Origin of the sequence: Mycolicibacterium baixiangningiae, assembly GCF_016313185.1 — a bacterium.
GTDB lineage: Bacteria > Actinomycetota > Actinomycetes > Mycobacteriales > Mycobacteriaceae > Mycobacterium > Mycobacterium baixiangningiae.
The window spans coordinates 3446739-3458468 of record NZ_CP066218.1 but is presented as its reverse complement, the minus strand read 5'-3'; the positions used below and the strand labels follow the sequence as shown (position 1 = coordinate 3458468).

Annotated in this window: 9 protein-coding genes; 8 read left to right on the top strand and 1 reads right to left on the bottom strand. The window is 69.3% G+C overall.

Features of this window, described 5'->3' with window-relative positions:
- Positions 1 to 44: 44 nt before the first annotated feature.
- Positions 45 to 440 carry a nitroreductase family deazaflavin-dependent oxidoreductase gene (locus tag I7X18_RS16165; protein ID WP_193043948.1) on the top strand — a complete coding sequence of 132 codons (396 nt, stop codon included), beginning with the start codon at positions 45 to 47 and terminating at the stop codon, positions 438 to 440.
- A 114-nt stretch (positions 441 to 554) separates the two neighbouring features.
- Positions 555 to 986, top strand: coding sequence for an NAD(+)--rifampin ADP-ribosyltransferase (gene arr, locus I7X18_RS16160; RefSeq protein ID WP_193043947.1), 432 nt, complete (start codon positions 555 to 557; stop codon positions 984 to 986).
- Here the strand turns inward: arr and I7X18_RS16155 are convergent.
- Positions 977 to 2182 carry an acetyl-CoA C-acyltransferase gene (locus I7X18_RS16155; protein WP_193043085.1) on the bottom strand — a complete coding sequence of 402 codons (1206 nt, stop codon included), beginning with the start codon at positions 2180 to 2182 and terminating at the stop codon, positions 977 to 979. The two genes, arr and I7X18_RS16155, sit on opposite strands and share 10 nt — an antisense overlap.
- Before the next feature lie 89 nt (positions 2183 to 2271).
- On the opposite strand from I7X18_RS16155, the gene I7X18_RS16150 reads away from it, so the two are divergent.
- Genes I7X18_RS16150 through I7X18_RS16125 form a run of 6 tightly spaced genes read left to right on the top strand, consistent with a single transcriptional unit; the run spans position 2272 to position 11730 of the window.
- On the top strand, positions 2272 to 2742 hold the full coding sequence (locus I7X18_RS16150; RefSeq protein ID WP_193043084.1) for a winged helix-turn-helix transcriptional regulator: 471 nt from the start codon (positions 2272 to 2274) through the stop codon (positions 2740 to 2742).
- A 9-nt stretch (positions 2743 to 2751) separates the two neighbouring features.
- A complete protein-coding gene (locus tag I7X18_RS16145) occupies positions 2752 to 3681 on the top strand; it encodes a DUF389 domain-containing protein (protein WP_193043083.1) in 930 nt (309 codons plus the stop codon).
- Between the two features lie 54 nt (positions 3682 to 3735).
- Positions 3736 to 7071 (top strand): transglutaminase family protein, encoded by a 3336-nt coding sequence (locus I7X18_RS16140; protein WP_193043082.1) that lies wholly within the window; start codon positions 3736 to 3738, stop codon positions 7069 to 7071.
- A complete protein-coding gene (locus I7X18_RS16135; protein WP_193043946.1) occupies positions 7071 to 9734 on the top strand; it encodes a circularly permuted type 2 ATP-grasp protein in 2664 nt (887 codons plus the stop codon). The genes I7X18_RS16140 and I7X18_RS16135 overlap by 1 nt, the downstream gene beginning before the upstream one ends.
- Positions 9731 to 10654, top strand: coding sequence for a transglutaminase family protein (locus I7X18_RS16130; protein ID WP_193043081.1), 924 nt, complete (start codon positions 9731 to 9733; stop codon positions 10652 to 10654). Before I7X18_RS16135 ends, I7X18_RS16130 begins: the two co-directional genes overlap by 4 nt.
- Positions 10654 to 11730, top strand: a complete 1077-nt coding sequence (locus tag I7X18_RS16125) for a zinc-binding metallopeptidase family protein (protein WP_193043080.1) — start codon at positions 10654 to 10656, stop codon at positions 11728 to 11730. The genes I7X18_RS16130 and I7X18_RS16125 overlap by 1 nt, the downstream gene beginning before the upstream one ends.

Below are 11730 nucleotides of genomic sequence, written 5' to 3'. Positions count from 1 at the left end.
TCAATTCAGATGAACTGCTGGCCGATCGGAATGCGCTCGACGACATGAACCGCCAGGTGGTGGAGGAGTTCCGGGCCAACGGCGGCAAGGTCGGAGGATTCTTCGAGGACGATAACATCGTCTTGCTGACTACCGTCGGCGCCAGGTCCGGGCAGCCGCGCGTGTCGCCGCTGGTGTACTTCGAGATCGACGGCCGGATTCTGATCGCCGGGTCTTTCGGCGGTGCCCCCAAGGCGCCCGCGTGGGTGCACAACCTGCGCGCGACGCCGCGGGTGCGGGTTGAGATCGGCACCGAGGCCTACGACGCCGAAGCGATTGAGTTGCCGCTCGAGGAACGCAACGCGCTGTACCGACGCGTCGTCGACATGGCGCCGCAGTTCGGCGAATACCAGGCCAAGACCGACCGAGTCATCCCGCTGTTCGAGCTCGCCCGCGTGTGAATTCGGTGGCGCGCATGCGTCAGTCTGGTCGGACGCACCGGTTGACTCTGCGCCTACGGCGAGGACGTGCGAGAGGTGTGCGCCGTGAGCGCGGAGTCAACGCCGCTACTACGGATGGGGGTTGATGTGCCGAAACCTTTCGAGGTGCACGAGTCGGGTGCGTACCTGCACGGGACCAAGGCCGACCTTGCGGTGGGCGATCTGCTCACACCGGGACGGCCGTCGAACTTCGAAGAAGGACGCGTCTCGAACCACGTGTACGTGACGCAGACGCTCGACGCCGCGGTGTGGGGCGCGGAGCTCGCAAAAGGCCACGGGCGCGGGCGCATCTACGTCGTCGAACCGCAAGGCACGCTCGAGGACGATCCGAACGTCACGGACAAGAAGCTGCCCGGCAACCCGACGCGCTCCTACCGCACCCGCGAGCCCGTCACGGTGGTCGGGGAGATCACCGACTGGGCCGGGCACACCCCCGAGCAACTCCAAGCCATGCGGGACGGTCTGGCGGATCTGGAGCGCCGTGGGCTTGCGGTCATCTACGACTGAAGCCGCTCGATGATCGTGGCGTTGGCCATTCCGCCGGCCTCACACATCGTCTGCAGCCCGTAGCGGCCGCCGCGCTGCTCCAGGGCGTTGACCAACGTGGTCATGATCCGAACACCGCTGGCGCCCAACGGATGCCCGATCGCGATCGCGCCGCCGTTGACGTTGGTCTTGGCGAGGATCGAAGCCGGTTGTCCGCCACCGATATCAGATGCCCAGCTCAGCACCACCGGCGCGAACGCCTCGTTGACCTCGAACAGGTCGATGTCCGCCAGCGTCAGACGCGCCTTGGTCAGCACCTTCTCGGTCGCGGGGATGACTCCGGTCAGCATGTAGAGCGGATCTGAGCCGACGGCTACCGCGGTGTGGATGCGCGCCAGCGGCCGAAGCCCCAGGCGGTGCGCGGCCTCGGTCGTGGTGATCAGCACCGCGGCGCTGCCGTCGGACAGCGGTGAGGAGTTGCCCGCGGTGATTTCCCAGTTGATCTGCGGGAACCGCTGTTCGTAGGCGGGGTTGTAGAACGCCGGCTTCAGACCCGCCAGGGTGTCGACCGTGGTGCCGGGGCGGATGATCTCGTCGGTGGTGAGCCCGGCGATCGGGGCGAGTTCGTTGTCGAAGGCGCCCGCCTTCGTCGCCGCAGCGGCCTTCTCGTGGCTGCCCGCGGAGAAGTCGTCGAGCGCGGTGCGGGACAGCCCCCACTTCGCGGCGATCAACTCAGCCGAAATGCCCTGCGGCACAAGCCCATCAGGGTAGCGGCGGGCGAAGTCGTCACCGAACGGGTTGCTGCCCGGCAGCACCGACGAGCCCATCGGCACCCGGCTCATCGACTCGACACCCGCGGCGATCACGATGTCGTACGCACCGGAGACCACGCCCTGCGCGGCGAAGCTGATGGCCTGCTGGCTGCTGCCGCACTGGCGGTCGACGGTGGTCCCGGGCACCGATTCCGGGAAGCCCGCGCCGAGAAGGGCGTTGCGCGCGATGTTCACCGCCTGGTCGCCGACCTGGGTGACGGCGCCGGCGATGACGTCGTCGATCTGCGCGGGGTCGACCCCGGTGCGGGCGACCAGCTCCCGCAGGCTGTGGGCGAGCAGGTCGGCCGGCAGCACTCCGTGCAAACCGCCACCCGGCTTACCCTTGCCGATCGGTGTCCGGACCGCCCCGACGATGACGGCGTCGCGACCTTGGAATCCGCTCATGACCACTCCACTCTGAGTATTGTTGTCTCTACCTAGACCTGTGTACCACCTAGGTATAGTGAGAACAACTCAGAAAGGCGGATGATTCCGTGGCCGTGCTGCAAGGGCCGCTGGCCGACCGTGACGCCTGGTCGGCGGTGGGGCAGTGCCCGATAGAGAAGACCATGTCGCTGCTGGGTACCAAGACGACGATGCTGCTCATGCGCGAGGCCTTCTACGGCACCACCCGCTTCGACGACTTCTGGCGGCGGGTCGGGGTCACCAAGGCCGCCGCCGCGGCGCGGCTGTCCGAACTGGTCGAGGCCGGCCTGCTCGAGCGCAGGCCCTACCAGGAGCCCGGTCAGCGGCGCCGCGACGAGTACGTGCTCACCGACGCCGGACGAGACTTCATGCCCGTGGTGTGGGCCCTGTTCGAGTGGGGCCGACGCCACATCGACGACAGCCGGCTGCGGCTGACCCACCAGGGTTGTGGCGAGGAGGCGACGGTGGAGATCCGTTGCGCGGCCGGTCATGAGGTGCCCCCCGACGAACTCGGGATGCGACTGGCGCGGGGGCGTTAGTCTCGGGCGGTGCTACATCTGCGGGTCGTCGCGCCGGAGGATTTGCGGGAACCGGTGCTCGAGGTGCTCCGCAGCGAAGTCGGCGTAGCCAACATCCTGCTCTACCCGGGCGTGTCACTGGAGCCGTCCGGCGACGAGATCACCGCCGACATCGCCCGCGAATGCGCGAACGACGTCATCAAGCGGCTCAAGGAACTCGACGTGCACCGCCGCGGGGCGGTCACCCTCGAGATCCTCGACACCGTGCTCTCGACGCGGGCACACCGCGCCGAGGACGACGCCGAGGGCGATCCGGCCGACGCCGTCATCTGGGACGAATTGATCGGACGCACACGGGAAGAGGCGGCGCTCAGCGTCACGTTCGTCACGTTCCTGACGTTGGCGTGTCTGCTCACCGCGATCGGCGTGGTCACCGACTCGACGGTCACCGTCGTCGGCGCCATGGTGCTCGGTCCGGAGTTCGGCCCCCTGGCGGCGCTGGCGGTCGCGGTGGTGCAGCGCAGAAGCAGCCTCGCACGGCGCGCCGCGCTGGCGCTGATCGTCGGGTTCCCGATCGCGATGGGCATCACCGCGCTGTGCACCCTGGCCGCCAAGGCGGTGGGCTGGTTGACCGTGGATGCCGTCGCGCACATCGACGAGGTCGACTTCATCTTCCACGTCGGCCCACTCTCGTTCGCGGTCGCGCTGCTGGCCGGCGCGGCGGGCATGCTTTCGCTGGTCTCGGCGAAGGCCACCGGCCTGGTCGGGGTGTTCATCTCGGTCTACACCGTGACCGCCGCAGGTTTCGCCGTCGTCGCCGCGACCGTCGGCCAGTGGGACGTGGCCGGAAAATCGGCGCTGCAGCTGCTCGTCAACCTCGTCGGGATCGTGATCGCGGGCGTTCTGGTCCTGGTGCTGCGGCCGAGGGGAACGCTCATCCCGCGCGTCGCCCAGACATGACCGGCCGGCACAGGCGGGAGTGCGCACCGGTACGCCGTGTGATGGGATCATCCGATGGGCATCAAGGTGGCGCTGGAGCATCGCACCAGCTACACGTTCGACCGTTTGGTAGAGGTACATCCGCACGTCATCCGGCTGCGTCCGGCGCCGCACTCCCGTACCCCCATCGAGGCGTACTCGCTGACGGTGGAGCCCAGCGACCACTTCATCAACTGGCAGCAGGACGCGTTCGGCAATTTCGTCGCCCGCGTGGTGTTCCCGAATCGCACCCGGCAGCTGACGATCACCGTCGGCTTGATCGCCGACCTGAAGGTGATCAACCCGTTCGACTTCTTCATCGAGGACTACGCCGAGCGGGTCGGCTTCGAGTACCCCAAGGCGCTGGCCGAGGACCTCAAACCGTATTTGAAACCGGTCGACGAATACGGGGACGGAACCGGCCCGGGTGACCTCGTGCAGGCGTGGGTGAAGAACTTCTCCGTCGCACCCGGCACCAGCACCATCCAATTCCTCGTCGCGCTCAACCGGGCGATCAACGGCGACGTCGGATACAGCCTGCGCCTCGAACCAGGCGTGCACACCCCCGATCACACGCTGCGCGGCGGCCTCGGATCGTGCCGGGATTCGGCGTGGCTGCTGGTGTCGATCCTGCGTCAACTCGGTCTGGCCGCCCGCTTCGTCTCCGGCTACCTCGTCCAGCTGACCTCCGACGTCAAAGCGCTCGACGGGCCATCCGGACCGACCGCCGACTTCACCGATCTGCACGCCTGGACCGAGGTCTACATCCCCGGCGCCGGATGGATCGGCCTGGACCCCACCTCCGGGTTGTTCGCCGGGGAGGGGCACATCCCCCTCTCCGCGACCCCGCACCCCGAGTCCGCCGCGCCGATCACCGGCGCCACCGAACGGTGCGAGACCACGCTGGATTTCGCGAACCTCGTCACCCGGGTCCACGAGGATCCGCGCGTCACGCTGCCCTACACCGAGTCGGCGTGGAGCGCGATCTGCGCGCTCGGCGCCCGGGTCGACGACCGGCTGGCCAAGGCCGACGTCCGCCTGACCGTCGGCGGCGAACCGACCTTCGTCTCCGTCGACAACCGCACCGACCCCGAGTGGACCACCGCTGCCGACGGCCCGGACAAGCGGGAGCGGGCGTCCGTGCTGGCCGCCCGGCTGAAATCCGTCTGGGCGCCGCAGGGATTGGTGCAGCGCAGCCAGGGCAAGTGGTACCCCGGAGAACCGCTGCCGCGCTGGCAGATCGGCCTGTACTGGCGCACCGACGGGCAACCGCTGTGGGCCGACGAGTCGCTGCTGGCCGACCCGTGGGCAGCGGGGCCACACACCGCCGAGCCCGGCGCCGCGCGCCAGCTGCTCGACGCCGTCGCCGACGGTCTCGGGTTGCCGGGCTCCCAGGTGCGCCCGGCCTTCGAGGATCCGTTGAGCAGCCTGGCGTCCGCGGTGCGCCGGCCCGCCGGACCCGCCGTCGACCCCGACGACGATCTGGCCGACGACACCGCGCAGGGCCGTGCCGCGCTGCTGGCCAGGCTCGACCGCAGCGTCGCCGACCCCGCCGCGTACGTGCTGCCACTGCACCGCCGCGAAGACGACGCCGCGTGGGCCAGCGCCGACTGGCGGCTCCGCCGCGGCCGCATCGTGCTGCTCGGCGGCGATTCGCCCGCGGGGCTGCGGCTCCCACTCGACGCGATCAGCTGGCAACCGCCTCGACCCACCCACGATGCCGATCCGCTGGCCCGGCGCGGGCCGCTCGCGCAGGCCGACGAAGCCGACGCCGCCGTCGAGGACGACGGAACGCTGCCGACGACGGCCATGGTCGCCGAGGTGCGCGACGGCGTCCTCTACGTCTTCCTGCCGCCCACCGACGAACTCGACCACTTCGTCGACCTCATCGGCCGCATCGAAGCGGCGGCGTCGGCGATCGGCTGCCCCCTGGTCATCGAGGGTTACGGCCCACCGACGGACCCTCGACTGCACACGATGACCGTCACGCCCGACCCCGGTGTCATCGAGGTCAACGTCGCGCCGACCGGCAGTTTCGCCGAACAGCGCGCCCAACTGGAGACGCTCTACGAGCAGGCCCGGCTGGCCCGGCTGACCACCGAACAGTTCGCCGTCGACGGCACCCACGGCGGCACCGGCGGCGGCAACCACATCACGCTCGGCGGCGCGACCCCGGCGGATTCGCCGATGCTGCGGCGTCCCGATCTGCTGGTGTCGATGCTCACCTACTGGCAGCGCCACCCCGCCCTGTCGTATCTGTTCGCCGGCCGGTTCATCGGGACCACCTCGCAGGCGCCGCGCGTCGACGAGGGCCGCTCGGAGGCGCTCTACGAACTCGAGATCGCCTTCGCCGAGATCGCCCGGCTCTGCGGGGGCGGGGCAGCGCAACCGGGACATGGTCGCTCCGCAAGCTCCGCTCCGTGGGTCACCGACCGAGCCCTGCGCCACCTGCTCACCGACATCACGGGCAACACCCACCGCGCCGAGTTCTGCATCGACAAGCTCTACAGCCCCGACAGCGCCCGCGGCCGGCTGGGGCTGCTGGAACTGCGCGGTTTCGAGATGCCGCCGCACTACCAGATGGCGATGGTGCAGTCACTGCTGGTGCGATCACTGGTCGCGTGGTTCTGGGACGAGCCGCTGCGGGCGCCGCTGATCCGTCACGGCGCCAACCTGCACGGCCGATACCTATTGCCGCACTTCCTCATTCACGACATCGCCGACGTCGCCGCCGACCTGCGCGCACACGACGTCCACTTCGACACCAGCTGGCTGAACCCATTCACCGAATTCCGGTTCCCCCGGATCGGCGCCGCGGTGTTCGACGGTGTCGAGATCGAACTGCGGGGCGCCATCGAACCGTGGAACGTCCTCGGCGAACAGGCCACCGCCGGCGGCACCGCCCGCTACGTCGACTCGTCGATCGAGCGGCTCCAGGTGCGATTGATCGGGGCCGACCGGCACCGCTACCTGGTGACCTGCAACGGTCACCCCATCCCCATGCTGGCCACCGACAATCCCGATGTGCAGGTCGGTGGGGTGCGCTACCGCGCCTGGCAACCGCCGAGCGCCCTGCACCCGACGATCACCGTCGACGGACCCCTGCGGTTCGAACTCGTCGACACCGCCGCCGGAGTATCCCGGGGTGGATGCACCTACCACGTCGCACACCCCGGTGGCCGGACCTACGACACCCCGCCCATCAACGCCGTCGAAGCCGAGTCGCGACGCGGGCGCCGCTTCGAGTCCACCGGATTCACCACCGGCCGCATCGACTTGTCGGATCTGCGCGAGAAGCAGGCCCGGCAATCGACCGACGTCGGCGCACCGGGCATCCTCGACCTGCGTCGGGTGCGTACCGTGCTGCGGTGATGGTCCTGTCCACCGAAGGTTCGCCCCAACCCACCTCCCTCGACGTCGACGGCGTGCTCGCCGCGTACCGGGCTGCCCGCGCACAGCAGGCGCTGTTCGACGTGCGGGGCGGGGCGGGCACCGGATACGACGAATTCGTCGACCCGGCGGGTGACATCAGGCCCGCGTGGCGCGAGCTGGCGCAGTGTGTCGCCGAACGCGGTCGCGGCGGATTGGACCGGTTGCGCGCGGTCGTGCGCGGCCTCGTCGACAACGACGGCATCACCTACATCCACGTCGACCAGCACGGCGAGGCCGTCACCCGAGAGGACGACGGCGCCACGCCCGGTCCGTGGCACCTCGACGGGTTGCCGTTGGTGGTCTCCGCCGACGATTGGGACGGGCTGGAATCGGGTCTGGTGCAACGCTCCCGGCTGCTGGACGCGGTACTGACCGATCTGTACGGGCCCCAGCGCTCGATCACCAGCGGTGTGCTGCCGCCGCAACTGGTGTTCGCGCACCCGGGCTACCTGCGCGCAGCACGCGGCATCGAGATCCCCGGCCGCCGCCAGCTCTTCCTGCACGGGTGCGATGTCAGCCGCACCGCGGACGGCGAGTTCCGCGTCAACGCGGACTGGACCCAGGCGCCGTCGGGCGCCGGCTACGCGCTGGCCGACCGCCGGGTGGTCGCCCACGCGATTCCCGACCTCTACGAACAGCTCGGACCGCGACCGGCGTCCCCCTGGGCGCAGGCGCTGCGCCTGGCGCTGATCGACGCGGCGCCCGAATCGGCCGAGGAGCCCGTCGTGGTGGTGCTCAGCCCGGGCATCCACTCCGAAACCGCGTTCGACCAGGCGTACCTGGCCAGCATGCTGGGCTTCCCGCTGGTGGAGAGCCCGGACCTGGTGGTGCGCGACGGCAAGCTGTGGATGCGTTCGCTCGGCACGCTCAAACGGGTCGATGTGGTGCTGCGCCGGGTCGACGCCGTCTATGCCGACCCGCTCGACCTGCGCGCCGATTCCCGCCTCGGGGTGGTCGGTCTCGTCGAGGTGCTGCGCCGCGGCGCGGTCACGGTGGTCAACAGCCTGGGCAGCGGCATCCTCGAAAGCCCAGGGCTGCTGCGCTTCCTGCCCGAACTCGCCCGGGAACTGCTCGGGGAGACCCCGTCACTCGCGACCGCGCCGGTCTACTGGAGCGGGATCGACCTGGAGCGGGCACATCTGCTGAGCAACGTGGCCTCGCTCCTCGTCAAACCGGTGACGGGCGGGGACACCATCGTCGGCCCCGCGCTGTCGCGAGATCAGCGCGACGAACTGGTCGCGCGGATCGACGCGGCCCCATGGCAGTGGGTGGGCCAGGAGCTGCCGCAGTTCTCCTCGGCGCCGACCGTGCACCGCAGGGACGGTCTCTCGGCGGCCAGCGTCGGGATGCGGTTGTTCACCGTCGCCCAGCGCGGCGGGTACGCCCCGATGATCGGCGGCCTCGGGTACCTCCTGGCGCCGGGACACGCCGCGTACAAGCTGAACAATGTTGCCGCCAAGGACATCTGGATCCGTACACCCGCACGGGTCACCGCGGAGCGCACCGCTCCCGAGCCGGACGTCGCCACGCTGTCGCCACCGGTCACCGGCAGCCCCACCCGGGAGGTCAGCTCCCCGCGCGTGCTGTCGGACCTGTTCTGGCTGGGCCGCTACGCCGAACGCGCTGAGTACACCGCACGTCTGCTCAACGTCACCCGCGAGCGCCATCACGAGTACCGCTACCGGCAGGAGATGGACGGCAGTGCATGCGTCCCCGTCCTGCTCACCGCCATCGGGGAACTCACCGGAACCGACACCGGCGCGGGCGGCGACTACGCGGAGATGATCGCGATCGCGCCGACCACACTGTGGGCGGTCACCGCGGACCGCCACCGCGCCGGGTCGCTGGCGCAGTCCATCGAACGGCTCGGGCTGGCGGCGCGGTCGGTGCGCGACCAGATGTCGAACGACACCTGGATGGTGCTGGCCGCCGTCGAACGCGCGGTGCTGCGGTCCTCGACCGCCCCACCGGAGTCGAAAACCGAAGGGGATGCGTACCTGGCGGCGGCGCACAGCACGACGCTGGCCGGGATGCTCGCCCTGTCCGGTGTCGCCGCCGAATCGATGATCCGGGACGCCGGCTGGACGATGATGAGCATCGGCAAACGCATCGAGCGCGGACTCGGGCTGACCCGGCTGCTGCGGACCACGCTCGTGGAGGCGCGTAGCCGGGATGCCGAGCAGACGATCACCGAATCCACGCTGGTGGCGTGTGAGTCGTCGGTCATCTACCGGCGCCGGATGCTGGGCACGGTCCGGGTGGCCGCCGTGGCGGAACTGCTGTTGTTCGACGCGGGGAATCCGCGCTCGCTGGTCTACCAGTTCGACCGGCTGCGGGAGGGGCTGCGGGCACTGCCGGGCTCCTCGGGCTCGTCGCGTCCGGAGCGGCTGGTCGACGACCTCACGACCCGGTTGCGCCGGGTCGACCCCGCCGACCTCGAGGACGTCGCCGCCGACGGTCGCCGGGCGGAACTGGCCGACCTGCTCGACGGGATGCACCGCGATCTGCGCGCGCTGTCGGGCGTCATCACCACGACGCATCTGTCGCTGCCCGGTGGCATGCAGCCGCTGTGGGGGCCGGCCGAGCGGCGGATGGTGCCATGACAGATCCGCCGCCCGCGGCGGGGACCCGCGCCTACCGGATCACCCACCGCACGGTCTACCGCTATTCCGATGTGGTCACCAGCTCCTACGGCCGTGGCTTTCTCACCCCGCGGGAGTCGCCGCGGCAGCGCTGCCTATCCCACGAACTGCTGATCGAACCCGACGCCGCCGACAGCTCGACCAGTCGCGACGCGTACGGCAACCTCAGCTCGTATTTCCATGTCACCGAACGCCATCGCACGCTGAGCATCACCAGCAGATCGGTGGTCGAAGTCGACCCGCCGCCCGCCACGGTGTATGGCGGGGGGTCCGCGAGAGCGCCGTGGGAGATCTCCCGGCCGGTCGGCGCCGACGGCGCGCTGGCCACCGAGTTCACCCTCGACCTGCAGCCGCCGGAGATCACCCCGGCCGTACGGGACTACGCCGCACCGAGTTTCGTGCCCGGCCGCCCGCTGATCGAGGTACTGCGCGACCTGACCTCGCGCATTCATCGTGACTTCACCTACCGTTCGGGCTCCACCACGGTGTCGACCAAGGTGAGTGAGGTTTTGGCGGCGCGCGAAGGGGTATGCCAGGACTTCGCTCGGTTGGCGATCGCCTGCCTGCGCGCGAATGGTCTGGCCGCCAGTTATGTCTCGGGTTACCTGGCGACGGATCCCCCTCCCGGAAAGGAACGCATGGTAGGCATTGACGCGACGCATGCCTGGGCCTCGGTGTGGACACCGCAGAACCAATGGCTCGGGCTGGATCCCACGAACGATCAGATGGAGAACGAGCGGTACGTCGTGGTGGGCATCGGCCGCGACTACGCCGACGTCCCGCCACTGCGCGGCATCATCTACACCGATTCCGAGAGCAGCAAGATCGAGGTGTCCGTCGACGTGGCGCCGCTGGAATCGGCGCCGGGGAGTGTGCGGTAATGCGGGACTTCAACTGCCCCAACTGTGGGCAGCGGCTGGCGTTCGAGAACTCACTGTGCCTCAATTGTGGTAGCGCGCTGGGCTTTTCGCTCGACGATATGGCGCTGCTGGTGATCGCTCCGCCCAAGGACAGCGACCAGTCCGGTGCGGTGTCGGCACGGCAGTACCAGCTGTGCGCGAACATGCATCTCGCAGAGTGCAACTGGCTCGTGGAGCGCGGTCCGATCGCGCTGCTGTGCGAAGCCTGCGGGCTGACCCGCACCCGTCCCAACGACGCGGACACCAAGGCGCTGGGGGCGTTCGCCGTCGCCGAACGGGCCAAGCGCCGGTTGATCGCCGAACTGCACGAGCTCAAACTGCCGATCATCGGGCGCGACGAGGACCCCGACTACGGGTTGGCCTTCGATCTGCTGTCCAGCGAGAACGAGAAGGTGTTCACCGGCCACGCCAACGGGGTGATCACGCTCGACCTCGCCGAGGGCGACGACGTGCACCGCGAGCAGTTGCGGATCGCGATGGAGGAGCCGTACCGAACATTGCTCGGCCACTTCCGCCACGAGATCGGGCACTACTACTTCTATCGCCTGGTCGGTCCGAACCCGACGTATCTCGAGGACTTCAACGGCCTGTTCGGCGATCCCGACCTCGACTACCAGGAGGCGCTGGACCGCCACTACAGCGAGGGTGCCCCCGCCGGGTGGGAGGAGAACTTCGTCTCGTCGTATGCCACCATGCATCCCGCCGAGGACTGGGCCGAGACGTTCGCCCACTATCTGCACATCCGCGACACACTCGACACGGCCGCGGCGTTCAGTTTCGCCCCGGCAGGAGCCACCTTCGAGCGACGGGTCCTGGGCCCCAGCGGATTCGACACGATCATCGAGATGTGGCTGCCGATGTCGTGGGCGTTGAACATGGTGAACCGGTCGATGGGCAGGGACGACCTCTACCCGTTCGTGCTTCCGCCGCCGGTGCTGGAGAAGATGCGCTTCATCCACAACGTCATCGACGAGGTGACCGCCGACCCGACCAAGCTCGCCAGCTCCACCGCGTCCCAGCAGCAACAGCAGGGGTAG